The following is a 25,258-nucleotide window of genomic DNA, read 5'->3' as shown; positions in this document are numbered from 1 at the left end:
TTCCACTGGCAGACCCAGAATCAGACAACGCCCCAGAGCAAGCGGGGCCGGGAGATCATCCATCATGAGGAGATGGGCATCGGTATCCATCTCTTCATCCGGGAAAACAAGCTGGAGCAGGGGAAGGCTGCGCCATTCACCTATTACGGGCCGGTGCGGTATCTCAAGCACCAGGGCAGTAGGCCGATGAGTGTAGATTTTGAGGTGATCCAGCACCCAGGCGGATGTCGATCCGCACAGCAACTGGACGGTTGACACCCTCCCTCCCTTGCGGCCAAGTTCGGTGTCGATGGCGCACCAAGCCTTCCAGCAGGGGGGTTGTTCGGCTGAGAGATCAATCAAAGGGTTTGGGAGGCGATCGTCTTCTATCGTCTGAAATTCTTTTTTTCGTTAAAAAATAATTAACGAATTCGTTTTATCGTGCTATCGTTAAATAACGAATTAGCGAAAAGCACGCATATGAGCAATACCATCGGTTTTATTTCCCAGACCATTTATCCGCATCCACTACCGAAAAGAGGAGCGCCACCCATGGCTAAGCCCCCACCGCCACCCGCCAAAACCTCCAATGGCGTGGTCGATATACAGCCAGGTGCATCAACCAAAAAGGGCACCGCCCCAAAGCCCACTGCGGTGGTTGACAATCTGAAACGCCCCCAGGACGGAGCGTTGAAGCCCCTCAATTTCAAGGTGTCCCCAGACTTTCACCGGGAATTCAAAACCTACGCTGCAACCCACGGCATCAGCATGGTGGATCTGCTGCGGGAGGGCTTTGCTCTCGTGAAAGAGCATCGAGGAAAGAATTAACGATGCCAACTTCTGCCACCCGTGACCTGTAACAAGGAGCGAAGTGAAGAATGAGCCAGGGAAAAAGCAAGCAGGGCGAACGAACGCCGTCTGGTCCGAGCTTCAACAGCATGCAACTGCAACTTTTCCAGTCGTTTCTGTGCAACTCGAAGGAAGAACGGGAAGCACTGTCGAACACCATCGAGTTCTGGGATTCAGTGCCTAAATACTTCGTTTCACGGCAGGAAATGTCCAAGATGCGTAGCCCCGAAGGCCATCTGCCAAAGATCGAGCGGTTTTTCAATCATGGCGGCCGGGCTTTCAGTGTGAAGCTGAGACCCGCGCGGATCACCGACAAATCAGGGAAAGAACTCGAATACTACCCGAGCGCCAGGGAAGAGCTGGTCGAAGATGCCCTGAGGAAAATTGCTACGGAACCGCCCCACGGATTCTTTGAAGATCACCCTGACCACACCTATAGCGGAGTTTGCTTTTCCGTGTACATGCTGCGTCAGGAACTGGCCAAGCGAGGTCATACCCTTTCCTTCCCCCAGGTCGTGGAAGCTCTTGCCATCCTGGTGGATGCAGGCGTCGAAGTTCTCTCGTCCGACGGCAAGTGCCTGTTCAAGTCCACCATCCTCACCACCCTGATGGGAGTCAGCAAGACGGATTTAAAGTCAGATCCAAAGGCGCGCTGGTACGCCAATTTCTGCCCGCTGGTCACGGAAGGCATCCGCACCGTGTCATACCGGCAATACGACTACCACACCATGATGCAGCACCGCTCCCATCTTGCCCGATGGCTACACAAGCGAATTTCCCACAACTTCACCCAAGCCAACCATCACAACACTTATGAGGTGCTGTTCTCAACCGTTAAGCAGGATAGCGGCCTTCTGGAATATGCCCGTGAGAGGGATGGTATCCGTAAGCTGGAAGAGGCCCTTCAAGATCTCAAGGATGCACGGATACTGCGAGACTTCACGGTCCAGGAGCGGCGTGGACCCAAGAACAGGCTGATGGATGTGCTTTTCCAACTGTACCCTCATCCTCTATTCATCAGGCGGGCAAAAGCAGCCAACAAACGGCAGTCGGATTCCAGAAAGATATTATCTGACTACACCAGAGGGCCCGGGAGAAGCGCCTAAAATGCCTTCGTGAAGTCGGTAGAAATAGGTCGCACCTGACCCGAAAACTCGGTAGAAATAGGTCGCGTAACTCGGTAGAAATAGGTCGCACCACTTATTTTCGGCCTAGTTATCCACAGCAAGCACAGGAAATTTCGGTAGAAATAGGTCGCGGGTGGCTGAAATTTCGGTAGAAATAGGTCGCGGGTGGCTGAAATTTCAGTAGAAATAGGTCGCGGGTGGCTGAAATTTCAGTAGAAATAGGTCGCGGGTGAGAGTGATTCAGTAGAAATAGGTCGCGGCACAAGCACGACAAATATCTGTTTTTAAATTATTTTTTATGCACTCCACACCCCTTATTCTTTTCTTTTCTTAATCTTTAAAAAAAGGGAGGGATGAGTTCCTCGAAGCATTTACCGCTGTTCAGTCTGATGGGAAAACCTGAAGCCATAATCCGGGAGGATCCGGTGGGGCAGGGCGATGAGATGCTCAAAAGGCTGTTCAGTCAGTGATGTCGTGATGCCCAGATTGCTCAGAGCAGTGGCGAGTCAATGGGCCGCTGGTGTGCGGCCCATTCGCCCTCCGCGACACGGCCAGGCCAGCTGGGTACCCGAATCTCGGATTCATTGTCTGCGGCCGGCTACGTGCTGGCCACCACGGCAACGCTGTCACCGGGACGGCAGCAGTTTCTCGACCTGATAACGGGGACTTCAATACCAGGATCGCAAAGCATCTGGCCATCTCGCCCGAGCAGCGTCCTTGGCTGTTTGTGGTCAAGAAGAACAAGACGGTGCTGGACCGCCTTCTCAAATGGATCCGGAATCACGTTGCTGACTCCAAGGATGCCGATGGACGTCCGCTGGTTTCAGGTTTTCCTCTCCTGCTCATCGACGACGAGGCTGACCATGCCTCCGTTGATACCGGGGAACAGGATTTCAACGCTGACGGAACTCCGGACGAGGAACATCAGCCCAAGGCCATCAACAGTCGTATCCGGAAGATTCTCCACTCGTTTGCCCGCAAGGCCTATGTCGGCTACACGGCCACCCCTTTTGCCAACATCTTCATCCATCGACGCAATGCAACCAAGGATGAGGGGCCTGACCTGTTCCCGCAGTCCTTCATCATCAACATCTCTGCACCCTCCAACTACATCGGCCCTGCTCGTATCTTCGGTCTGCGTTCAACGGATGAGAGGATCAGTGGCCTTCCCCTGACGCGTCAGGTCGAAGACCAGACTGACTCGACCGGGCTCGATGGCTGGATGCCCCCCCGGCACAACAAGGCCCATGTCCCGCTGTTCAATGGTCATGACGAGATTCCGCCCTCCCTGAGGGAGGCGATCTCGGCCTTTGTCCTGGCGTGTGCCGTCCGCATTGTTCGGGGGCAGGGGCGCAGGCACTCATCAATGCTGATTCACGTGACCCGTTTCACAGCCGTTCAGGGGGAGGTTCGGCGTCAGGTCGAAGAGGTCGTGAAGCGTTTCCGCCAGTGTGTGGAGCGCGGATTCGGACGTGATGAATTGCTGGGCGAGTGGCGGCGGTTGTGGGAGGAAGACTTCGTGCCGACCTCGGCTGCTGTGGCTTCAAGCATGGAAGAGGCGGGAGGTGAGTTTGATCTTCCTCAATGGGAAGAGATCGAGGCCGTTCTGCCAGAGGTATTCGGGGATCTCAGCGTAAGGGCGATCAATGGTTCCGCCGGAGATGTTCTTGATTACGCCGATCGAGAGGAGACCGGACTCAAGGTCATTGCCGTGGGCGGGGACAAGCTTGCCCGTGGGCTGACGCTTGAAGGTCTCTGCGTCAGCTACTTCGTGAGGACCACGAAGATGTATGACACGCTCATGCAGATGGGGCGCTGGTTCGGCTATCGTCCTGGATATCTGGATCTCTGCCGTCTCTACACAAGCCCCGATCTGGTCGAGTGGTTCGGGCACATCGCCGATGCGGCCGAGGAACTCCGCCAGGAGTTCGACATGATGGCGGCCATCAAGGCAACGCCCGAGAACTATGGCATGAAGGTTCAGTCCCACCCGGTTCTCATGGTGACCTCTCCTCTGAAAATGCGCAGCGCGAGGAGCCTGCAGTTATCGTTCAGCGGCGAGATCCTCGAAACAGTGGCCTTCTACCGCGACCGGAAAAATCTCGAAAAGAATCTCATTGCAGCGGAGCGGCTTTTCGAGGCGGCGGGCGTGCCATCCCAGTCGGGTATCATCTCCCGAAGGAGGGGCGGTTCGACCCAGGAATGGAGCGGCTTCCTATGGGAGCATGTGCCAGCCGAACACGTTATCGACTTTTTCATGGGCTATCTCACCCACCCCGCTGCCCGCAAGGTCAACAGCCCACTGCTGGGTGATTTCGTAAAGGCCATGGCTGCCAACGGTGAACTCACTTCCTGGACCGTGGCGCTCATTGGCGGTGGTGATGGAGCCTCGCATGCTTTCTGCGGGAAGTATGAAATCGCAAGGATGATTGCCCGTAAGGCGAAGCCAGGGGGCGAGCACTACTCCATCGGGCGCCTTCTGTCCCCAAGGGACGAGGCGATCGACCTTGACGAGGATGCCTGGAAGGCTGCGCTGGACCTGACGATCTCCGCCTGGACCAAGGATCCGGCTCGAAGGACAGAAGATACAGGTAAGAAGCCTCCCAAGGCTCCCGGTGGTCCCAGTATCAGGAGAGTCCGGGGACTCGGGGCCGATGGCGTTCAAGGGGCTCCAGAACGTGGACTCTTGCTGATTTATCCCCTTGATCCGGGGGCGGCGGACCTTCCCCCCGAATGGGCGCCCGCCGACTGGCCGCCTGTCATAGCCTTCGGGGCGAGCTTTCCCGCCAGCCGCTCGACGACCACGGTCAAATACGAGGTGGATCATCTTCTCTGGGAAACAGAGTATGCCGCGACCGATTGACGAGTTCCTGGCTGCCTGGCAGGCCCTTTCGGGATGCGGCGTTGAGGCGGGGGGATGGCTCGGCATTCCCGTCACCCCTGCCGGCCCTTGCAGGCTCATGGCCGCGAGGAGATTTCCCGGTAATGAGGAGGCTCTCCTGGCTGGATTCCAGGATGTGAGCCTTGCGCCCTCTGAACGCCTTCCTGAAGGAAAGGGGTTCGAGGTCGTCCGGGCTGATCCGTATGGGGATGGAAAAACCTGGATCGCACTGACGCGCAAGGAGTCGGGAAACCCTGAACTCTTCGCCGAGATGGTCAGCGATGTGGCGGGAGCAATGGACGCTGTCGTGAGGGAGAGTGAGGCCTCAATCATGGAAACCTTGCTGCGAAGGATTCGTATGTGGCAACAGTTCATGTCCCGTGGTTCCAGCTCTCTGAGCCCTGAGGCCGAGCTTGGTCTCGTGGGCGAACTCAATTTCATGGCTGCCCTTCTGGACTCGGGCATTTCCATTGACGAGGTTCTCAGGGGGTGGGTCGGACCAGACGACGCACCTCACGACTTCCTGATCGGGGATGGTGCCATTGAGGTCAAGGCCACCATGTCCTCGTCAGGGTTCCTCGTCAAAATCGGCTCCCTTGAGCAATTGGACGATTCCCTGGCATCGCCCCTGTTCCTTGCCGCTTGCCGCTTTTCACGAGAGAGTGGCGGGCAGACCCTCCCCGAGTTGGTTGCCGAAATGGAGAGGCGAGTCACACAGGAGCCGGGCGCTGTGGATTTCCTGCGGGAGCGGCTTTTCGCGGCGGGATACGCCGAAACACATGCACGGCTTTACACCCGAAGGTTTGAACCACGGGAAAGCCGCATTCTCTCGGTGTCCGACGGCTTTCCGCGCCTGACGCCAGGTCTTGTGCCAGCCGGAATAACGCGGACTCTCTACGAACTCAATCTGGATCATGCCGGGGAGTTCATTACGGACCTCGGTTCGACCCTTAAAGCGCTTGGAGCATCAGGATGACCCTGGAGGATTTTTTTGCCGAAACGCGGGCTGAGATAGCGGCCCAGATGAGTGACGGTTCGCCATTCGCCGAACTCGTCTTCTGTGAAGTGGTGATGCAGCATCTGGTCGATGCCGGGATGACTTTCGAACCCGTCATATGTCATTTCCAGGGGAAGATTGGCAATGCGAATCTCAGGCTGAGTGGCTACGCGATTTCTGAAGAGTGCGATCAACTCGACCTGTTCGTCAGTCTCTACGAAGGCGTGGATTCGCTGGTGTCCATACCCGATCAGGATTCAAAGACGGCCGCTCTGCAATGTGTGCGCTTCCTGGAGCAGTGTGCTGCAGGTCGTCTGGCGGACAGGCTCGACCCATCGAGCGACGTCTATTCCCTCGCTCTCACCATCCGGGAGATCTACGATGAACTGGAGCAGGTGCGAGTCTTCATGCTCACTGATGGCGTCGTAAAGTCCAAGAGTTTCAAGGCCAGAGAGGTTGGTGGGAAGTCCGTGCGCCTTGAAGTGATGGATATGGAACGCCTGTTTCGGCATCTGTCTGAAGGCAAACCACGGGACGAACTTGTTGTGGACTTCAACGAGGTGGCTGGTTCGCCATTACCCTGCGTCTACGTACCGGATCGGGATGGTGAGTATGATTATGCCCTGACCGCGATCCCGGGCGAGGCTCTGCGCTTCGTCTACGAAAAGTTCGGCCCACGGCTGCTGGAGGCCAATGTCCGCTCCTTCCTCAGCGTGAGGGCCAGGGGGGTCAATGCGGGTATCCAGAGTACTCTGCGCTCGCTCCCGGAACGTTTCATGGCCTTCAATAATGGTATCGTTCTCGTCGCTGACGAGATCAGGCTGGACCGCGCCGAGGATGGATCACCTGGCATTGCGTGGCTTCGAGGGATGCAAATCGTCAATGGCGGGCAGACGACTGCTTCGATCTACTTCACCAAGAAGAAGTATCCGGATACCGACCTCGGCAAGGTGCGGGTACCTGCGAAAATCATCGTCATGAGGGATGAAGATCCAACAAAGGAGGAGGCCCTTGTTTCGGACATATCCCGTTACGCCAATTCACAGAACGCAGTTCGCCAGTCCGATCTCTCCGCGAACAAGCCCTTCCATGTCGATATTGAACGCCTATCGCTATCCATATACTGCCCGGATGGCATCGGACGGTGGTTCTATGAGCGGGCGGCAGGCAGCTACAACACCCTTCTTGCGAGGGAGGGCAATACACCGGCCAAACGTCGTGCACTGAAAAACTCGATTCCTCCCGCACGGAAGATCACGAAGACGGATCTGGCAAAATACCTCATGGCCTGGGATGTCAAGCCTGACGTGGTTGGGCTTGGTGCACAGAAATGCTTCAATCGTTTCATGAGCGCCCTCGGGGAGGCTGAAGCGGCCGGAAAGCCTGTTGTCCCTGATCCAGCCTTCTTCAAGGCATTGGTAGCCAAGGCCATCATTTTCAAGGCCGTCCACAAGACTTCCCGGCCCCTGGTTTCTGCTTTTCTCGCCAACGTGACAGCCTACACCGTGGCTGTGGTTGCGGACTCCTATGGCGAGGACTTTGATCTGGAGAAAGTCTGGCTCAGACAGGAAGTTTCACCCCAATTCATTGAGCAGGTGGAAATATGGGCGCGAGAGGTTAACGAGCGCCTGCATGATACGGCCAACGGAAAGATGATCTCGGAGTGGGCGAAGCGTCCTGAATGCAAGAGTGCCATGTTCTCCCGCCCTTTCTCACAGCCGTCGGTTGACGTGCCCGAATCGCGCCGGAGTTAGGGTTTGGCAGATGTTGTAAATCAGGCAACTCGAAGCAGGATGATGTCCGGCATTCAGGCCAGGAACACGAAGCCCGAGATCATCGTTCGCAAGGCCCTTTTCAAAGCTGGTTTTCGTTTCCGACTGCATAGAAAGGATCTTCCGGGTACTCCGGACATCGTTTTGCCAAGGCGGGGGGTAGTCATCTTTGTTCACGGTTGCTTCTGGCATGCCCACGAAGGCTGTCGGTACGCCAGGATGCCCTCATCACGCAGGGACTTTTGGGAACGGAAACTGTCGGCCAATGTCTCGCGGGATCGCCGTAATCGGGATGCCCTTCTGGCCGCTGACTGCCCCCGCCCCAAGCGCTGACGCGCCACGGGCGAGGCTTCCCACTTCTCAGGCAGCAGCCGGCGATGTGCCGGGCTTATGCAAGCCTCCATGGGCAGAGACGGACAGCCCTTCCGCCTTCAACTAGGATAACCACCAAGACCCCGGCCTCGCGCCGGGGTCTCAGTCCAGTGCCAGCGCTGATTCCGGCAGGGTCTGGCCGCCATCCACCACCAAGGTCTGACCGGTGATGTAGCGCGCCTCCTCCGAGGCCAGAAACAGCATGGCCCAGGCCACATCTTCCGGCTCTCCCAGATACCCCATGGGGATGGAAGCCTCCATCCGGCGCAGGTATTCCGGCCCCACATCCTTGAGTCCCTCGGTACGGATATTGCCGGGCAACACCGCATTGATGGTGATGTTGTCCCGGGCATATTCCAGGGCCGCCGAGCGCATGAACCCCAGCATCCCCGCCTTGCTGGCGCCGTAGTGCGCCCAGCCGGGGAAGCCGGTCATGGGGCCGGTGATGGAGGACGTCAGCAGGATACGGCCACTTCGCTGGCGGCGCATGGCCCAAGTGGCGGATTTGACGCAGAAGAATACACCCTTGAGATTCACCGACATGACCCGGTCCCACTCGGTTTCGGTCATGTCCTCCACGGTGGCCGAGGGGAAGATCCCCGCATTGGCCACCAGGATATCCACGCCACCAAAATGAGACATGGCCTCGCCGATCATGGCTTCGGCATCGGCACGCTTGCTCACGTCCGCCTGGCAGGCTACGGCCTGGCCCCCATCTTCCTCAATCAAGGCCGCGGTGGCCCGGGCGGCGGCCAGATCCAGATCTGACACCAGTACCCGCGCCCCTTCGGCAGCAAAGACCCGGGCAATGGTGCGACCGATCCCCTTCCCGGCTCCGGTAACCACCGTACTGCGATCCTGAACCCTGCTGACCATGAATCAACCTCTTTTTTGATGACTGGAGTTGGGGAAACGGCCCTGCCCCGTGTCGGGGCAGGGCCGTTGATCATGAACCGGCGACCCCGGCTCGGTGACCAGACCCTTTGGTGATTCGATGCCGTATCCCCTTTTCCAGTTCCAGGATGATGAACAACACCACACCCACCGCAAGGATGATGCCCCATTCCTTCAGGCCCACCGGCTCACTGTCGAAGAAGAACTGCATGAAGGGCGCATAGGTGAACATCAACTGCAGGGCCACCACGATCAGGATGGCGATGAGCACGGCCCGGGTGCCGATCAACCCCTTGAAACTCAAAGAGGTGACCTGCAGGGAACGCACGCTCAGGAGATAGAAGATCTCCATCACCACCAAGGCGTTAACCGCATGGGTACGGGCCATTTCCACGCTATAGCCCTGTTGTACCGACCACAGGTAGACGCCGAAAATTCCGATCAGGAACAGGAACGACACAAACAGGATGCGCCAGATCAGGAACAGGGACAAGATGGCCTCCCCCGGCGCCCGGGGTGGCCGGTTCATGACATTCTTCTCCGCCGGCTCAAAGGCCAGCGCCATGGCCAACGCCACGGAACTGACCATGTTCACCCACAACACCTGCAGGGGGGTGATGGGCAGGGCCATGCCCAGCATGATGGCGGCGACGATGGAGCCGGATTCACCACCATTGATGGGCAGCAGGAAGGTAATGGCCTTCTTCAGGTTGTCATAGACCCGGCGCCCCTCCCGCACCGCGTGGGCGATGGAGGCGAAGTTATCGTCCGCCAGCACCATCTCCGAGGCTTCCTTGGCAGTTTCGGTGCCGTTGCGGCCCATGGCCACGCCCACGTCCGCCTGTTTGAGGGCCGGAGCATCGTTGACACCATCGCCGGTCATGGCCACCACATAGCCATGCCATTGCAGGGCACGCACCAGACGCAGCTTGTGTTCCGGGGTGGTGCGGGCAAACACGTCCACCTCCGGCACGGTGCGGCGCAGGGTCTCGTCGTCCATGGCATCCAGATCCCGACCGGTCAGGACCTTGTCCCCATTGGCCAGGCCCAGTTGTCCGGCAATGGCCCGGGCCGTGCCGGCATGGTCGCCGGTGATCATCTTCACCCGGATGCCCGCCTGCTGACAGTCGGCCACCGCCTGGATGGCCTCCTCCCGCGGCGGGTCGATGAGTCCGAACAGGCCGATCAACTCCAGGCCGTCCTCCACATCGGAGAACTTCAGTTCCCGGTGTCCCTCCGCCGCCGGCATGCAGGCCACCGCCAGCACCCGCTCACCCTTGGCCGCCAGAGCCTCGACCCGTTCCAGCCAGACTTCTCGATCCAGTGCCACCGGGCCATCCGCGGTACGCACCTGACGACACATCTCCAGCAACTGTTCCGGGGCACCCTTGACATAGATCATGCCCTGGCCTTCATGGTCATGGTTCAAGGTGGCCATGAAGCGGTGTTCGGATTCAAAGGGAATGATGTCGGTGCGGGGACGGTCCTTATGTTCAAAGACCGGGTCCATGCCGGCCTTGATGCCGGCGGTGAGCAAGGCCCCTTCCATGGGATCGCCCTCCACCTGCCACTGATCGTCCTTCTGGCGCAGGCGGGAATCGTTGCACAGCACCATGGCCCGCAGGGCCTCCAGCAACAGATCCTCTCCAGCCGGGTCCACCTCCTTGCCATCCACGGTGAAGCCGCCGTGGGGATCATAGCCCACGCCGGTGATCTGATAATCCTGCTCCGCCAGGGCGACGGAACGCACCGTCATCTCGTTGCGGGTCAGGGTGCCGGTCTTGTCCGAGCAGATGATGGACACTGAACCCAGGGTTTCCACCGCCGGCAGGCGCCGGATGATGGCATTGCGGGAGGCCATGAACTGAACGCCAATGGCCAGGGTCACGGTGAGGATGGCGGGCAGACCCTCGGGAATGGCCGCCACCGCCAGGGCCACGGAGGCCATGAACATCTCCACCGCGGTGTAGTCCCGTACCAGCATGCCGAAGGCAAACACCAGACCCGCCAGACCGATGATGGCCACCGTCAGCCAGCGGGCAAAGACATTCATGGCCCGCAGCAGCGGCGTGGTGAGGGATTCCACGTCGGACAGCAGGGTGCTGATACGGCCAATCTGGGTGCGGGCGCCGGTTTCCACCACCACGCCGGTGGCCTGCCCCGCGGTGACCAGGGTGCCGGAGAAGGCCATGGACGTCTGGTCTCCCAGATCGGCCCGGTCGGAGACGGCTTCGACGGACTTGTCCACGGGGACGGATTCGCCGGTGAGCATGGCCTCCTGAACCTGCAGGCCCTTGACCTTGATCAGTCGCAGGTCGGCGGGCACCTTGTCGCCGGATTCCAGCAGCACCAGGTCACCGGGCACCAGCGCCTCGGCCTCGACGGTCATGCGTTCGCCGCCCCGGATGACGGCGGCATGGGGCGAGAGCATGTCCCGGATCGCCTGCAGGGCCTTTTCCGCCTTGCCTTCCTGAACGAAACCGATGATGGAATTGAGCAGCACCACCGCCAGGATGACGCCGGTATCCACCCAATGCCCCAGCAGGGCGGTAATGAACGCAGCGCCCAGCAGGACGTAGATGAGCAGATTGTTGAACTGAGCCAGGAAACGACCCAGGGGGCCGCGGGTCCTGGGGGGCGGAAGGCGGTTGGGACCATATTCGGCGCGGCGGCGCTCGATCTCGTCCGGGGTCAGACCTTCACGGTCGGAGGTCTCCAGTTGTTTGATGGCATCGCCGGCTTCCAGATGATGCCAACGGGAAGTGACTTCGGTCTCTTTTTCCTCAGACATGGGCATCCTTCTTGTCGGTGAATTCACACATGGATGTACCCGGCGCTCCTCTCCCCCCACGGGGGAGAGAAAGAACATCGGGGAGATCCAGCGACAGGGCCGCCGGCAGCCCCCCTGCCCTTACTGGAAGGGATGGCGTACCAGGATGGTCTGATCCCGGTCGGGACCGGTGGAGATGATGTCCACCGGGATGCCGGCGATCGCCTGGATACGCTCCAGATAAGCGCGGGCGTTGGGGGGCAGACGGTCGTACTCGGTGATCCCCAGGGTGGACTCCTGCCAGCCGGGCATTTCTTCGTATACCGGCTCACATTCGGCATAGGATTCGGCGCCGGCCGGGGGTTCGGTGACCATGGTATCGCCGCAGCGGTAGCCCACGCAGATCTGCAGGGTTTCCAGGCCATCGAGCACGTCCAGCTTGGTGATGCACAGGCCGCTGATGCTGTTGATGGACACGGCCCGCTTGAGGGCCACAGCGTCGAACCAGCCACAGCGACGAGGACGGCCAGTGGTGGAACCAAACTCATGACCGCGGCGGGCCAGATGCTCGCCCATGGTATCGAACAGTTCGGTGGGGAACGGACCGGCACCCACCCGGGTGGTGTAGGCCTTGGTGATCCCCAGTACATAGTCCAGATCCAGCGGACCCACGCCGCTGCCGGTGCAGACACCGCCGGCGGTGGTATTGGAGGACGTCACGAAGGGATAGGTGCCGTGGTCCACATCCAGCAGGGTGCCCTGGGCGCCTTCGAACATCACTGCCGCGCCCTGGTTGCGCAGGTTGCGCAGACGCTCCGGCACGTCGATCACCAGCGGTCTGAGCTGCTCGCCCATGGCCAGGGATTGCTCCAGCACCTGCTGAAAATCGATGGTGTCAGTGTGGAAATAATGCTTGAGCACGAAATTGTGATAATTGAGCACCTCACCCAGCTTGGCGGCGAAGCGATCCCGGTGGAACAGATCTCCCAGACGCAGGCCGCGACGGGCGATCTTGTCCTCATAGGCCGGACCGATGCCGCGACCGGTGGTGCCGATGGCGGAGGCGCCCCGGGCCTTTTCCCGGGCCTGATCCAGGCTGACGTGAAACGGCAGGATCAGCTGGCAGGATTCCGACAGACGCAAGCGCTCACGCACCGGCACGCCGTTGTCTTCCAGCATGGCCATTTCCTTGAGCAATGCCTCGGGAGAGAGCACCACGCCGTTGCCGATCATGCACTCCACCCCTTCCCGCAGAATGCCGGAGGGGATCAGGTGCAATACCGTCTTTTTGCCCTCGATCACCAGGGTATGACCGGCGTTGTGCCCGCCCTGGAACCGCACCACGGCGGCGGCCTTTTCGGTGAGCAGGTCCACCACCTTGCCCTTGCCTTCATCGCCCCACTGACTGCCCAGGACTACCACGAATTTACTCATGTTCAAGCGTCCACCACTGTCCACTGATTGTTTGTCTTCACCAGCACCCGGTCACAGCCCAGGGCCACTGCATCGTTATCCTGCCGGTCCAGCCCCTGAATCACCCGTTCACCCCGACGACGCAGGTCGACGATGGCGTGGATCAGGGCCGGGTCCGGGTCCGCCGGCGCCAGGATGCCCCCCGGCGCGGCCCGTTCCGGACACCGGGACAGGCGCACCAGAGTCTTGAGATCGGCGCTGAAACCGGTGGCCGGACGGGCGCGCCCGAACACGCGCCCGATGTCGTCATAGCGGCCGCCGCGGGCCACTTCCTGGCCGTTGCCGGGCAGGTAGGCGGCAAAGACCAGGCCGGTGTGATAGTGATAACCCCGCAGTTCCGCCAGATCTACATGCAGGGTCACATGGGGATGGGAGGCCCGCACTGCCCGCGCCAGGTGTTCCAGGGCGTCCAGGGCAATCATCACCGCATCATCGGCACCGGCCAGCTCGTCGCGGGCCCGGTCCAGGGTATCCGGGTCACCGTTCAGATCCGCCAGGACGCCCAGGCGTCGGCGATGATCTGCCGTGATCGGGAATTGGGCCAGGCAGGCACGGATTTCCGGCAGGGCCTTGCGCTGCAGCAGGTCGAACAGACGGGTTTCCTGCTCCGGGTCCAGGGCCGCATCGGCGGCCAGGCTGCGGAAGATGCCCACATGCCCCAGGTCCACGCAGGGGGTATCCACTTCACAGACCGCCAGGGTCTCCAGCATCAGGCGCAGGATCTCCACGTCGCTGGCCAGACCGGCATGGCCGTACAGCTCAGCCCCCAGTTGCAGCAGGCTGCGGGAACCGGCAAAGCCATCGGGACGGGTATGCAGCACGGTGCCCACGTAGCACAGGCGGCTGACCCCCTCCCGCTTGAGACGATGGGCATCGATCCGGGCCACCTGGGGGGTCATGTCGGCACGCACCCCCATGAGCCGGCCATTGAGCTGGTCGGTGAGTTTGAAGGTTTGCAGGTCCAGGCCGTGGCCGGTACCCGTGAGCAGGGACTCCAGATATTCCACGAACGGCGGCATCACCAGTTCGTAGCCCCAGCCATGATACAGGTCAAGGATACGGCGACGGCAGGTTTCCAGACGCTCCGCCAGCGGCGGCAGAGCCTCGTCGATACCTTCCGGTAACAGCCAGCGGTTGGAATCAGTCATGTGAACAAATCGCTTGGATTGGGTCGGCATTATAACCCGAGCCGGCGGGCATCAGGAAAAATGCCCTGTCATCCCCGTATCCACCACAGGGCCAGAACACCGATCAGCAGACTGAACAGGCCGATGCCCCGCAAGGCACTGTCGGACAGTTCAGCCACCTGCAGCAGGCCGCGGCGAAAACCGGCGGGATTGAGAAAGGGCAACAGGCCTTCGATGATCATGAGCAGGGCCAGTGCCGCCAGCAGATCGGACCACATGATAAGGGATTGACCTCGCAACTGATCAGCCCCGCCAGGGGGAGTCGGTACGTGATGAGGGAAAGGTTGCCGGACGACAAACGGCGGCCCCTGGGGCCGCCGCTGTCATGGAGTTCAAACCATCGGGATCACTGCTCCCGGGGTCTGCCCATGCCCATGGGATCCTGGAAGTAACGGAAGAACTGGGAATCCGGCTCCAGGACGTAGAAGTTGTCCTTACCCACCATGGTGTTGCGATAGGCCAGCAGGCTACGGTAGAAGGTGAAGAATTCCGTATCCTGCTCATAGGCCGCAGCGTAGGCCGCAGCGGCTGTTGCGTCACCCTCACCCCGGATCTGCTCGGCCTCGCGGTAGGCGTTGGCGATGATCACCGTGCGCTGACGGTCTGCATCAGCGCGAATCCGTTCCGCCTGTTCCTGACCACGGGCACGGAAATCCTGGGCGATACGCTCACGTTCGGCGCGCATCCGGCTGAATACCGATTCGCTCACCTCGTCGGGCAGGTCCATGCGGCGGATGCGTACATCCACCAGAGTCACCCCCAACTCACGGGCAGTGTCCAGGGCCTGTTCCCGCACTGCGCCCATGATGGTGATGCGCTCGCCGGATACCACCTGATCCAGGGTATATCGGGCAAACTCGTTACGCATGCCGTCCCGCAGGATCTGCGCCATGCGGTCCTGGGCATTGCGCTCGTCACCCCGGGTGGCCCGGAAGAACTGACCCACGTCGTCGATGCGCCACCTGGCGTAGAAGTCGACGATGACGTTCTTGGCCTCGCTGGTGAGGAACCGGTCCGGCGGGATGTCCAGGGTCATGATCCGGGCATCGAACTTGCGCACGTTGTTGACGATGGGAAACTTGAAATGCAGCCCAGGGTCCAGGTCCGTGCGCTTGATCTCACCCAGACTGAACACGATCACGCGCTCTCTCTCGTCCACCGTAAAAGTGGACATCCACACGACCAAGGCCGCAACGGCTATGGCAATCGCTGCGATCCTAAACATCAACGCACCTCCCGGGAACGGGGATCAGGCCGCTGCTGATTGAGGGGCTGCAACGGCATGGGACGGGTGGAAAGGGTGGATGGGGTGGAACTGGAAGCACGGGCGTCCCTCAGAGCCTGGCCGTCGCCCCCCATGAGCTTGTCCAAAGGCAGGAACAACAGGTTGTTGCCGCCCTTCACGTCCACAAACACCTTGCTGGCAGACCCCAGCACCACCTCGGTGGTTTCAATGAACAGACGCTCCCGGGTCACTTCCGGTGCCCGCTGGTATTCAGCCAGCAACTGGGTAAAACGGGCGGCGTCACCTTCTGCCTGGGCCAGCACCTGATCCCGGTAGGCCATGGCCTCTTCCATCAGTCGGGCGGCTTCACCACGGGCACGGGGAATCACCGTATTGGCATAGGCTTCAGCTTCGTTGCGGAAGCGCACCTCGTCCTCGCGGGCGCGGATGGCGTCGGCAAAAGCCTCCTGCACCGGCTCCGGCGGCTGGGCCTGCTGCATGCTCACGGCGGTCACGGCGATACCGGCACCATAGGCATCCAGGGCTTCCTGAATCACCACCCGGGCGGAGGTGGCCACCTCGCCACGACCGGCCCCCAGAATGAACTCCAGGGAGTTCTTGCCGATCCGCTCGCGAATGGCGGATTCCATCACCTGACGGGCGGTGGCATCGGGGTTACGGACGTTGAACAGGAACTTCTCCGGGTCCATCACGCGGTACTGCACGGCAATGTCCACGTCGATGATGTTTTCATCGCCCGTGAGCATCAGGGCCCGATGCTGGATGGAGCGGATATTGTCGATATCAACAATTTCCACCCGCTCGATGGGGTAGGGCAGATGCCAGTTGGGGCCGGGAGTGGCCACGGACTGGAAGGCGCCAAAACGCAGCACCACGCCCCGTTCACCTTCACTGACAATGAAAAAGCCGGACGCCAGCCAGATCACCAGAGCCAGAATGGCGGCCAGACTGATGCCCGCCGCAGCATGCTTGCCCATGCCACCGCCATTGCCACCCTCGCCACCACCGCCGCCACCAAAGACGGCGCCCAGTTTGCCGGACAGTTTCTTCAGGACCTCATCCAGGTCCGGTGGCCCCTGATTGCTGCCGCGATTGCCGCCGCCGCCACCCCAGGGGTCTTTGCTGTTGTTTCCTGGTTCGTTCCAGGGCATGAGCTGACTCCGTTGAAAACGCGATCAAACGTCTGATGATAACAGGAAGTCTTGAAGATCAGGGGTATAAACCGCCCATTCTAGTCATCCAGCCATCTCGGTGTGAACCCGCCACCGCGAAAAAGTTCCTCCAGGCGCCGCCGGGGCAGTCGAACCTTGAGGTGCAGGTGGCCGGTTTCAGTGACTTCTTCGGCTTCCACCGCGTCCAGGGCATACAGACCCGCCCGCTCCCGGCCTGCCTGGGGCGGCAATGCCAGCCAGCCCTGAACAACAGACTCGGCGAAATGGTCTGACAGCCACTGCAACAGGGCTTCCACACCAGCCCCGGTCCGGGCCGAAACCCAGGCCCGGGCAGGGGTGCCCAAAGTACCCGGTTCAATCCGTGGCTCGGCACCGGGCACCAGGTCGATTTTATTGAAAACCAGCATCTGGGGCACTTCTCTGGCACCGATCTCTTCCAAAACCTCATCCACCTGCCGCAGATAGATGTCCCGCTCGGCGGCATGGGCGTCCACCACATGCAGTAGCAGGGCTGCCTCCCGGGTTTCGGTGAGGGTGGCACGAAAGGCGGCCACCAGATCATGGGGCAGATGACGCACAAAACCCACCGTATCCGCCAGGATAATGCACTGCCGGGATGGCAGGTCCAGCCGCCGCAAAGTGGGGTCCAGGGTGGCAAACAGCTGGTCGGCGGCATAGACCCCGGCCTGGGTAAGCCGGTTGAACAGGGTGGACTTGCCGGCATTGGTGTAACCCACCAGGGACACGGTGGGGATTTCCGCCCGGCGCCGGGATTGCCGTCCCTGTTCCCGCTGCTGCTCCACCTTTTCCAGCCGCTTTTGGATCTGCTTGATGCGTACCCCCAGCAGCCGCCGGTCGGTCTCCAACTGGGTTTCCCCCGGCCCACGCAGGCCGATACCGCCCTTTTGCCGTTCCAGGTGGGTCCAGCCCCGCACCAGCCGGGTGGACATGTGGCGCAACTGGGCCAGTTCCACCTGCAGCTTGCCCTCGTGGGAGCGGGCGCGCTGGGCAAAGATGTCCAGAATCAGACCGGACCGGTCCAGTACCCGGCACTGAAACAGCTTTTCCAGGTTGCGCTCCTGGCTCGGTGACAAGGCGTGATCGAAGATCACCAGTTCGGCCCCATGAGCCGCCACCAGATCGCGGACTTCCTCTGCCTTGCCACTGCCGATGAAATAACGAGGGTCAGGCGCCTTGCGGGCACCGGTCACCAGGGCCAGGGGATCGGCACCAGCGGACCGGGCCAGCTCCATGAATTCGGTGCAGTCGTCATCACCGTCCTGCGCGGGAAGGTCCACATGGACCAGGATGGCGCGCTCGCCACTACGGGGTCTCTCAAACAAGTGGTGTCACACCCTCGACGTGAATGGGTAGGCACCTTTCCCCCGATGGGGGGAAAGGTCTGCCGGAGGCATCAGTGATGGCTGTCCTGATCGCCCTCGTCGCCCGCGGAGAGCTTGACCGGCCGGGATGGCACGATGGTGGAGATGGCGTGCTTGTAGACCATCTGGCTCACGCTGTTCTTGAGCAATACCACGAACTGATCGAAGGAATCGATCTGTCCCTGCAGCTTGATGCCGTTCACCAGATAGATGGAGACCGGAATGCGTTCCTTGCGAAGGGTATTGAGAAAGGGTTCTTGTAGTGTTTGCCCTTTTGACATGGTCTGCTCCCGGGTTATAGGGTCATCATATTGTGTTCAACAGGCAGGGATGGACGATCCCGGCCCCTGGCCTGGTGGCTTCAGTCTAGCATACCGCCCAAGTCAAAAATCCCACGCCGATCCCGTTCCCGAACAGACGTGGACGGGCGCGTGGCGGTCATTGCAATCCCAGGTGGTCCCGTACCCGCGCCAGCACGCCATTGGGGTCAAGGTGCTCCGGATCCAGCACTTCCACCCCGGGATAGCCACGCAACCAGGTCATCTGGCGCTTGGCCAGTTGCCGGGTGGCGGTGATGGCCTGAACTGTCATGGCATCATAATCGCTCCGGCCTTCCAGATATCCCCACACTTGCCGGTATCCCACCGCCCGCATGGCGGGCAGGTCCAGGGTCAGATCACCCCGCGCCTGCAGGGTGGCCACCTCCTCCACCAGTCCCTGCTGAAGCATTTGACGGAAGCGTTGTGCAATGCGTTCCCTCAATCGGGTACGATCCGGCGGCATCAGGGCCAGACGCAACACCCGCCAGGGGAGGGAGGAACGCCGGGGTCCCCCATGGAAGGAGGACAGGGGTGCGCCGGTCATGTAATAGACCTCCAGCGCCCGCTGCAGCCGTTGGGGATCGTTGGGGTGGATGCGGGCAGCGGAGACCGGGTCCACCTGGGCCAGTTCCCGATGCACCGCCTCCCAACCCTGCCGGGCCGCCAGGGTATCGATCCTGGCCCGGATCACAGGGTCGGCTTCCGGCAGGGTATCCAGACCAAAATCCAGGGCCCGAAAATAGAGCATGGTCCCCCCCACCAGCAGGGGCACCTTGCCCCGGGCCGTGATGTCTGCCATCAGGGCCAGGGCATCCTCCCGGAACCGGGCAGCGGAATAGGTCTGGGCCGGGTCCAGAATATCCACCAGATGATGGGGAACCTGGGCCAGCAGGTCCGGGGCCGGCTTGGCGGTGCCCACATCCATACCCCGGTAGATCAGGGCGGAATCCACACTGATGATCTCCAGGGGCAGGGACTGGCACAGATGAATGGCCAGATCGGTCTTGCCGGTGGCCGTCGGCCCCATCAAAAAGACCGCTGGCGGAAGGGGGGAAGCAGACACCATATCAGCGTCCCCGCAGGAACAGACGGTCCAGCTGTGCCATGGACAGGCTGACCCAGGTGGGCCGGCCATGGTTGCACTGGCCGCTGCGCTCGGTGGCTTCCATGTCCCGCAACAGGGCGTTCATTTCAGGAATGCTCAGGCGCCGATTGGCCCGCACCGAGCCGTGGCAGGCCATGGTGGCCAGCAGGGTATTGACCTGGGCCTCCACCCGATGGGACAGACCGTGGGTCTTGAGATCGGCAATCACATCCCGTACCAGGGCAGCGCTGTCCCCGCCAGCCAGCAAACTGGGGATTGCCCGTAGCCGCAACTGTTCGGGGCCGGCCCGGTCGATCTCAAACCCCAGGCGTTGAATATCCTGCTGATGGGCCTCGGCAACATCCGCTTCTGCCCGGCTCACCGCCAGGGTTTCCGGCACCAGCAGGGGCTGGGATTTGAGTCCCTCCGACCAGTAGGCCCGCTTGAGGCGCTCGTAGGTCACCCGCTCGTGCCCTGCATGCATGTCCACCAGCATCAATCCATCCTCCGTTTGGGACAGGATATAGACACCCTGCAACTGGGCCAGGGCATGACCCAGGGGATAATGGGCCGGCTCGGCGGCCTCATCCGGGGCCGGGTCTGGATGCAGTCGGGCATAGGCGGCCATGGATTCGGCCACCGGCAAGCGCAATGACCCCTGGCGGGTGGGGCCTTGAGGGTATTTTTCCCGGCCATTCCGATGGGGGGGTGGCCGGGGCGTGGATGGCAAGGGGGAAGGGGAAACCGGGCCATCGGCGACAGCCCCCTCGACCACCGGGGTCACGCCCGGCCCCGATTCGGCCAGGGCACGATGCAGACTGCTAAAGAGAAAATCATGCACCATCCGCGACTCACGAAAGCGCACTTCGTGCTTGGCAGGATGCGCATTGACGTCCACCAGCATGGGATCCAGGGTCAGGTAGAGTACAAAAGCGGGGTGGCGACCGTGATACAGCACATCCTGATAGGCCTGACGCACCGCATGACTCACCACCTTGTCCCGAACCATACGACCATTGACGTAAAAGTATTGCAAATCCGCCTGACTGCGGGAAAAGGTTGGCAATCCTATCCAGCCCTCCAGTTTGAGACCGGCGCTGGCCTGCTGGATATGGACCGACTGCTCGATGAAGGCCGGGCCACAAACCTGGGCCACCCGCTGATCCCGTTCGGCGGTGGACGAAGCCGCCGGCAACCGAAGTGTGGTCTTACCGTTATGGGTCAGTGCCAGGGTCACGTCAAAGCGGGACAGGCCGATGCGACGGACCACTTCCTCCAGGTGACCGTATTCGGTGCGTTCCGTGCGCAGAAATTTGCGGCGGGCCGGGACGTTAAAGAACAGATCCTTGACATCAACGGTCGTCCCCACCGGATGAGGGGCCGGCTCGGGGGAATCAAAACCATCGCTGCCATCCCCCTGCAGGCGCCAGCCGCTGTCATCCCCGGCCACTGCCGAAATCAGGGTCAGGCGGGAAACCGAAGCGATGCTGGGCAGGGCCTCACCACGAAACCCCAGGCTGGCCACCCGTTCCAGATCTTCCAGACTGGCGATCTTGCTGGTGGCATGGCGGGACAGGGCCAGGGCCAGTTCATGGCGTGGAATCCCGCAGCCATCGTCCCGAATACGGATACGCCGCCGCCCCCCCTGCTCCACATCCACCTGAATGCAGCCGGCACCCGCATCCAGGCTGTTTTCCAGCAGTTCCTTGACCACGGAAGAGGGACGCTCCACCACCTCGCCGGCGGCAATCTGGTTAATCAGCCGGGTCGGCAGTTCCTGAATGGGCATGGGCACTGAGGTCAACTGTCACGCATGGGAATTTCCAGCACCTGACCCACCCGGATCGTATCGGAGCTGAGGTTATTGTGGGCCCTGAGCTGGGATACCGGCACCTGATAGCGACTGGCAATCCCGGAAAGGGTTTCGCCCCGCTGGATCACATGCCGCCCCCGGCGCCGCTCTGCCAGCAGGGTGCCCGGCGGGGCATGGCCGTCAAAATAGGCCCGCAAGCCATTGAGCAGGGCTTCGGCCATGGATTGCTGAAAAGCCGGGGTACGCAATTTGCGCTCCTCGGCAGGATTGGAAATAAAGGCGGCCTCCACCAGCACCGACGGCACATCCGGAGAGCGCAGCACGGCAAACCCGGCCCGTTCCACCCGGGGGCTACGCACCTTGCCCACCCGGTGCAGTTCACCAATCATGGCGTCGGCCAGGGTCTTGCTGGCCTCCAGGGTACCGTTTTGGGTCAGATCCAGCAGCACCGAAGCCAGCACATCATCCTTGTCATTGATGGGGACCGCCCCCAGGCGCCGATCCGCTTCGTTTTCCCGCTGGGCCAACCAGCGGGCCGCCTCACTGCTGGCGCCCCGATCGGACAGCATATAGACCGAAGAACCCTGGGCCCTGGCGTTGGGGGCGGCATCGGCGTGGATGGACACAAAAACGTCAGCATGATGCTGCCTGGCCCGGTTGATGCGTTCCCGCAGGGGAAGAAAATAATCGCCGGTACGAATCATCACCGGGACCATGCCAGGCTCCCGTCGTACCAGGGCATCCAGACGACGGGCAATGGCCAGCACCACGTCCTTTTCAAAGGTACCGGCGGGACCAATGGCCCCAGGGTCCTTGCCCCCATGCCCGGCATCAATGGCCACAATCACATCCCGGGAGCGGGTCAGTTCCTGTCGGGGCCGTACCGGAGCTGGATCAGCGGCCCCCGCCCGTTGCAGATCCACCACCAGACGATGGCCCGCCCCATCGGCGGGACGCAACAGGAAGGTACGGGGCGTCACCGGGTGACTCAGATCCAGCACCACCCGCAGATCATGGTCATTGCGAGGGGCATGACGCACCCCTCGCAGCGGGCCGCCGCTGGAGGCAACCCGCAGGTCTGAAACGGCTCTGGCTCCCCGCAGGTCCACCACCACCCGGTCCGGGTTGCCCAGGGTGAACACGGTATGTTCCACCGGGCCACTGAGGTCGAACACCAGTCGTGTCATCTGGTCGTCTACGGAGGTGCGTAGCCCTCGCACTGCTGCCTGACCGGAAGCCAATACCGCAGCAGGCCACCACAGGCCAACCGCCGTCGCAGTGGAGGCAAACAGCAAACGGCGCAAAAAATCCCGTCGTCTGGCCTGATATCCATTGTCGGTCACGGTTCCGACCTCCTGCAAATATTGAGTCTCTTACTCTCTATAGTGTGGCTGATGGAACCGGAAATGCAAGTCCGAAAGCGCTTTAATATTAGCCAGATACACCGCTGTCTTAGGGTGAATTCTCTAACACGCGCCGCCGCCACTGCTCACCGGCGGGGCTGGTGGCCAGAAGATGTACCCGACGGCCAGGGGTGGCGGGGGTCAGGGACAGGCACAGATCCGGGGCCGGCAACCATCCGTGCCCCTGCCGTGGCCATTCCACCAGGTTCAGGGCCTGTCCGCCCAAATCTTCCCGGACCCCCAGGTATTCCAGTTCCTCGGGATCTTCCAGTCGGTAAAGATCAAAATGCCGGACCCGACGACCTGCAATGTCATACGGTTCCACCAGGGTATAGGTGGGGCTTCTCACCGGCCCCTGATGGCCCAATTCCCGCAAAAATCCCCGCACCAGGGTGGTTTTTCCTGCCCCTAGATTGCCCTCCAGAAACACCAGCCCGATGTCAGGGCTGGTGGCCGCCAAACGGGCACCGAAGGTTTCGGTGGCAGCTTCATCCGCCAGTTCCAGAATCATGAATTGATGACCTCAGGTAGATGACATAACACATCGGAAGCCAGCAGCCCCCGCTCACCCGACCGGGCCGCCCGATCGGCGGCCGCACCATGAACCCAGCATCCCAGGGCCGCCGACGCTGCCAGGGTGTCGTCCACGGGGAGTCCCTGGGCCAACAGGCCGGCGATGATACCCGTCAGCACATCTCCCATACCACCGGAGGCCATGCCCGGATTGCCGGTGTCGCACAGCCATAACCCGGCGGCGTCCTGGATCAGACTGCCCGCCCCCTTGAGGACACACACCCCGCCATAGCGCCGGGTGATGGCCGCTGCCGCGCCGGGCCGGTCAACCTGGATGGTTGGGGTGTCACACCCCAGCAGACGCCCTGCTTCACCAGGGTGGGGGGTCAAAATCCAGTCTTCCCTGTATTGGGGGGCAGCAGCCAGCAGATTCAGGGCATCGGCATCCACCACTATCGGACCATGCCAGTCCCCCAGGTACGCCCATAGACGCTGCCCCCAGTCTCCGGTGCCCAGCCCCGGCCCCATAGCCACCACATCGGCCCGGGCCAGCAGCCCCTTCAGATCATCGGGGCAGTGGATGCCGTGACACATCAACTCCGGTCGCGCCAGAGGTATGAAGGCGGCATGATCGGGATGGGTGGCCAAAGACACCAGCCCCGCCCCGGTCCGGGCCGCGGCCTCCGCCGCCAGCCGCGCAGCCCCCGGCATGCCCTGGCCGCCGCCGATCACCAGCACATGCCCACAATGGCCCTTGTGGGCATCCCGAGGCCGTGGCGGAAAGGCCCGGGAGCCATGGGGCCAAAACCGTCGGGCCGCCGGCGGCAGGGCGTCAAACACCGATGCCGGAACCTCCAGTTCATCCAGAAACAACGCCCCTCGACAAGCGGGGCCAGCCCCGGTCATCAACCCCAACTTGAGACCGATAAAACTCAAGGTGACATCGGCTTCGATCACCGCCCCCATGACAGCGCCGGTATCCCCATTCAATCCCGAGGGGATATCCAGGGCCAGCACCGGGGTGGGGGTTTGATTGATGCGGTGAATCAGGCGAGCCAGATCCCCTTCCACCGCTCGGGTCAATCCCGTACCCAGCAGGGCATCCACGATCACGTCAGCACCATCCAGGGCCGTCTCCGGCGTCGACAGGGGTTGACCCAGGGCGTGCCAGTCCTGCCAGGCCAGGGCAGCCTCACCACGGAGCCGGGCAGGATCGGTAGCCGCCACCACCTGGACCGACAGGCCCGCCTCATGGGCCAGGCGGGCCAGCACATAGCCATCCCCGCCGTTATTGCCCGGGCCGCAATAAATTGCCAGGGTACCCGCCTGGGGCCATTGCCGCTGCAGTCGTTCCAGGGCAGCGGCACCCGCTCGCCCCATCAGGGTGTAACCGGGAATACCCTGGTCTTCAATGGCCCGCCGGTCCAGTTCCCGGACCTGGGCGGCGGTGTAAAGGGCTTCGGGCAGGGGGATAGGCATGGCAGGTTCGATCCGGTGGCAAAGGTCTTTTAACCGTAGTATAAGCCCCGGATGACCACCACTGATTTGCTCATTGTGACTGCTCCCCGCCCTAAGCGCTGACGCGCCACGGGCGAGGCTTCCCACTTCTCAGGCAGCAGCCGGCGATGTGCCGGACTTACGCAAGCCTCCATGGGCAGAGACGGACAGCCCTTCCGCCTTCAACTTTACTATGCCTTGATGCTTGATGTTCAGCGCCGCGTTGATATCCCGGTCATGCTGTGTGTGGCAGGCCGGGCATTCCCACGACCGGACGTTCAACGGCATGGCGTCCCTCTTGTGCTGGCAGACATGGCAGGTTTTGGAGCTGGCAAACCACGGGTCGATCTTGACCAGATGCTTGCCCTGCTCCTTGGCCTTGTAGTCCAGCTTAGTGGTCAAGGCATGCCAGGACGCATCGCCGATGTGCTGGGCGAGTCTGGCGTTCTTCATCATGTTGCCGACCTTCAGCGTCTCGACGATCACCGCTTGGTTGTCGTCAACGATCTGTCGAGAGAGCTTGTGCT

At 61.4% G+C, this 25,258-nt stretch carries 22 protein-coding genes; 7 read left to right on the top strand and 15 right to left on the bottom strand.

The features are described 5' to 3' along the window. The 7 genes from BMX62_RS11625 to BMX62_RS11595 all read left to right on the top strand — a co-directional run. The coding region (locus BMX62_RS11625) for a DUF3427 domain-containing protein (protein ID WP_143339775.1) at window positions 1-255 on the top strand (255 nt) is incomplete at its 5' end. 204 nt (window positions 256-459) lie between these two features. Further along, on the top strand, window positions 460-807 hold the full coding sequence (locus BMX62_RS11620) for a hypothetical protein (RefSeq protein WP_143339773.1): 348 nt from the start codon (window positions 460-462) through the stop codon (window positions 805-807). Window positions 808-857: 50 nt separating this feature from the next. After that, complete coding sequence (locus BMX62_RS11615) at window positions 858-1,934, top strand: hypothetical protein (protein WP_090209177.1); 1,077 nt, start codon at window positions 858-860, stop codon at window positions 1,932-1,934. A 748-nt stretch (window positions 1,935-2,682) separates the two neighbouring features. Beyond that, the gene (locus tag BMX62_RS11610) at window positions 2,683-4,818 is read left to right on the top strand and encodes a Z1 domain-containing protein (protein WP_202906266.1); all 2,136 of its coding nucleotides are present in this window, start codon (window positions 2,683-2,685) and stop codon (window positions 4,816-4,818) included. Continuing rightward, window positions 4,802-5,812: a PD-(D/E)XK motif protein gene (locus BMX62_RS11605; protein ID WP_090209171.1), complete on the top strand. Its 1,011-nt coding sequence runs from the start codon at window positions 4,802-4,804 to the stop codon at window positions 5,810-5,812. Before BMX62_RS11610 ends, BMX62_RS11605 begins: the two co-directional genes overlap by 17 nt. Further along, the gene (locus tag BMX62_RS11600) at window positions 5,809-7,587 is read left to right on the top strand and encodes an AIPR family protein (RefSeq protein ID WP_090209168.1); all 1,779 of its coding nucleotides are present in this window, start codon (window positions 5,809-5,811) and stop codon (window positions 7,585-7,587) included. The genes BMX62_RS11605 and BMX62_RS11600 overlap by 4 nt, the downstream gene beginning before the upstream one ends. Window positions 7,588-7,590: 3 nt before the next feature. Continuing rightward, window positions 7,591-7,938 carry a very short patch repair endonuclease gene (locus BMX62_RS11595; RefSeq protein ID WP_090209164.1) on the top strand — a complete coding sequence of 116 codons (348 nt, stop codon included), beginning with the start codon at window positions 7,591-7,593 and terminating at the stop codon, window positions 7,936-7,938. Between the two features lie 141 nt (window positions 7,939-8,079). On the opposite strand, the gene fabG is transcribed toward BMX62_RS11595, so the two are convergent. From fabG to BMX62_RS11520, 15 genes are all read right to left on the bottom strand, one after another. Continuing rightward, window positions 8,080-8,853 carry a 3-oxoacyl-ACP reductase FabG gene (gene fabG / locus BMX62_RS11590; protein WP_090209160.1) on the bottom strand — a complete coding sequence of 258 codons (774 nt, stop codon included), beginning with the start codon at window positions 8,851-8,853 and terminating at the stop codon, window positions 8,080-8,082. Between the two features lie 70 nt (window positions 8,854-8,923). Next, window positions 8,924-11,662 carry a cation-transporting P-type ATPase gene (locus BMX62_RS11585; RefSeq protein WP_090209157.1) on the bottom strand — a complete coding sequence of 913 codons (2,739 nt, stop codon included), beginning with the start codon at window positions 11,660-11,662 and terminating at the stop codon, window positions 8,924-8,926. 120 nt (window positions 11,663-11,782) lie between these two features. Further along, complete coding sequence (locus tag BMX62_RS11580) at window positions 11,783-13,075, bottom strand: adenylosuccinate synthase (protein ID WP_090209154.1); 1,293 nt, start codon at window positions 13,073-13,075, stop codon at window positions 11,783-11,785. A 2-nt stretch (window positions 13,076-13,077) separates the two neighbouring features. Further along, window positions 13,078-14,262, bottom strand: coding sequence for an ATP phosphoribosyltransferase regulatory subunit (locus tag BMX62_RS11575; protein WP_090209190.1), 1,185 nt, complete (start codon window positions 14,260-14,262; stop codon window positions 13,078-13,080). A 68-nt stretch (window positions 14,263-14,330) separates the two neighbouring features. Beyond that, a complete protein-coding gene (locus BMX62_RS11570) occupies window positions 14,331-14,519 on the bottom strand; it encodes a DUF2065 domain-containing protein (protein ID WP_202906265.1) in 189 nt (62 codons plus the stop codon). A gap of 128 nt (window positions 14,520-14,647) precedes the next feature. Further along, complete coding sequence (gene hflC / locus BMX62_RS11565) at window positions 14,648-15,526, bottom strand: protease modulator HflC (RefSeq protein ID WP_090209151.1); 879 nt, start codon at window positions 15,524-15,526, stop codon at window positions 14,648-14,650. Further along, window positions 15,526-16,698 carry an FtsH protease activity modulator HflK gene (gene hflK, locus BMX62_RS11560; protein ID WP_090209148.1) on the bottom strand — a complete coding sequence of 391 codons (1,173 nt, stop codon included), beginning with the start codon at window positions 16,696-16,698 and terminating at the stop codon, window positions 15,526-15,528. Before hflK ends, hflC begins: the two co-directional genes overlap by 1 nt. 80 nt (window positions 16,699-16,778) lie before the next feature. Then, entirely contained in the window at window positions 16,779-18,062 is a 1,284-nt protein-coding gene (gene hflX, locus BMX62_RS11555; RefSeq protein WP_090209144.1) for a ribosome rescue GTPase HflX, read from the bottom strand. 71 nt (window positions 18,063-18,133) lie between these two features. Next, window positions 18,134-18,382 carry an RNA chaperone Hfq gene (gene hfq, locus BMX62_RS11550; protein WP_090209141.1) on the bottom strand — a complete coding sequence of 83 codons (249 nt, stop codon included), beginning with the start codon at window positions 18,380-18,382 and terminating at the stop codon, window positions 18,134-18,136. Window positions 18,383-18,539: 157 nt separating this feature from the next. Beyond that, window positions 18,540-19,487, bottom strand: a complete 948-nt coding sequence (gene miaA, locus BMX62_RS11545; protein WP_090209138.1) for a tRNA (adenosine(37)-N6)-dimethylallyltransferase MiaA — start codon at window positions 19,485-19,487, stop codon at window positions 18,540-18,542. Window position 19,488: 1 nt separating this feature from the next. Continuing rightward, window positions 19,489-21,294: a DNA mismatch repair endonuclease MutL gene (mutL, locus tag BMX62_RS11540; RefSeq protein WP_090209135.1), complete on the bottom strand. Its 1,806-nt coding sequence runs from the start codon at window positions 21,292-21,294 to the stop codon at window positions 19,489-19,491. Between the two features lie 11 nt (window positions 21,295-21,305). Continuing rightward, on the bottom strand, window positions 21,306-22,661 hold the full coding sequence (locus BMX62_RS11535; RefSeq protein ID WP_420795825.1) for an N-acetylmuramoyl-L-alanine amidase: 1,356 nt from the start codon (window positions 22,659-22,661) through the stop codon (window positions 21,306-21,308). A gap of 109 nt (window positions 22,662-22,770) precedes the next feature. Beyond that, window positions 22,771-23,232 carry a tRNA (adenosine(37)-N6)-threonylcarbamoyltransferase complex ATPase subunit type 1 TsaE gene (gene tsaE / locus BMX62_RS11530; protein ID WP_090209132.1) on the bottom strand — a complete coding sequence of 154 codons (462 nt, stop codon included), beginning with the start codon at window positions 23,230-23,232 and terminating at the stop codon, window positions 22,771-22,773. Beyond that, entirely contained in the window at window positions 23,229-24,713 is a 1,485-nt protein-coding gene (locus tag BMX62_RS11525) for an NAD(P)H-hydrate dehydratase (RefSeq protein WP_090209128.1), read from the bottom strand. The genes tsaE and BMX62_RS11525 overlap by 4 nt, the downstream gene beginning before the upstream one ends. 129 nt (window positions 24,714-24,842) lie before the next feature. After that, window positions 24,843-25,258: RNA-guided endonuclease TnpB family protein (locus BMX62_RS11520; RefSeq protein ID WP_143339771.1), on the bottom strand; the 416-nt coding region annotated here is incomplete at its 5' end.

The sequence above is a fragment of the Ectothiorhodospira magna genome (genome assembly GCF_900110965.1).
In the GTDB taxonomy this organism is placed as follows: domain Bacteria; phylum Pseudomonadota; class Gammaproteobacteria; order Ectothiorhodospirales; family Ectothiorhodospiraceae; genus Ectothiorhodospira; species Ectothiorhodospira magna.
The sequence above is the reverse complement of the archived record's forward strand: the minus strand, read 5'-3'. Positions and strand labels throughout refer to the sequence as shown.

Bases quoted from the DNA above. Each gene is read 5' to 3' on its own strand.
- BMX62_RS11620 (WP_143339773.1), top strand. From the start codon at position 460: ATGAGCAATACCATCGGTTTTATTTCCCAGACCATTTATCCGCATCCA.
- BMX62_RS11615 (WP_090209177.1), top strand. From the start codon at position 858: ATGAGCCAGGGAAAAAGCAAGCAGGGCGAACGAACGCCGTCTGGTCCG.
- BMX62_RS11605 (WP_090209171.1), top strand. From the start codon at position 4,802: ATGCCGCGACCGATTGACGAGTTCCTGGCTGCCTGGCAGGCCCTTTCG.
- BMX62_RS11600 (WP_090209168.1), top strand. From the start codon at position 5,809: ATGACCCTGGAGGATTTTTTTGCCGAAACGCGGGCTGAGATAGCGGCC.
- fabG (WP_090209160.1), bottom strand. From the start codon at position 8,853: ATGGTCAGCAGGGTTCAGGATCGCAGTACGGTGGTTACCGGAGCCGGG.
- BMX62_RS11585 (WP_090209157.1), bottom strand. From the start codon at position 11,662: ATGTCTGAGGAAAAAGAGACCGAAGTCACTTCCCGTTGGCATCATCTG.
- BMX62_RS11580 (WP_090209154.1), bottom strand. From the start codon at position 13,075: ATGAGTAAATTCGTGGTAGTCCTGGGCAGTCAGTGGGGCGATGAAGGC.
- BMX62_RS11575 (WP_090209190.1), bottom strand. From the start codon at position 14,262: ATGACTGATTCCAACCGCTGGCTGTTACCGGAAGGTATCGACGAGGCT.
- BMX62_RS11570 (WP_202906265.1), bottom strand. From the start codon at position 14,519: ATGTGGTCCGATCTGCTGGCGGCACTGGCCCTGCTCATGATCATCGAA.
- hflC (WP_090209151.1), bottom strand. From the start codon at position 15,526: ATGTTTAGGATCGCAGCGATTGCCATAGCCGTTGCGGCCTTGGTCGTG.
- hflK (WP_090209148.1), bottom strand. From the start codon at position 16,698: ATGCCCTGGAACGAACCAGGAAACAACAGCAAAGACCCCTGGGGTGGC.
- hfq (WP_090209141.1), bottom strand. From the start codon at position 18,382: ATGTCAAAAGGGCAAACACTACAAGAACCCTTTCTCAATACCCTTCGC.
- miaA (WP_090209138.1), bottom strand. From the start codon at position 19,487: ATGGTGTCTGCTTCCCCCCTTCCGCCAGCGGTCTTTTTGATGGGGCCG.
- mutL (WP_090209135.1), bottom strand. From the start codon at position 21,294: ATGCCCATTCAGGAACTGCCGACCCGGCTGATTAACCAGATTGCCGCC.
- tsaE (WP_090209132.1), bottom strand. From the start codon at position 23,232: ATGATTCTGGAACTGGCGGATGAAGCTGCCACCGAAACCTTCGGTGCC.
- BMX62_RS11525 (WP_090209128.1), bottom strand. From the start codon at position 24,713: ATGCCTATCCCCCTGCCCGAAGCCCTTTACACCGCCGCCCAGGTCCGG.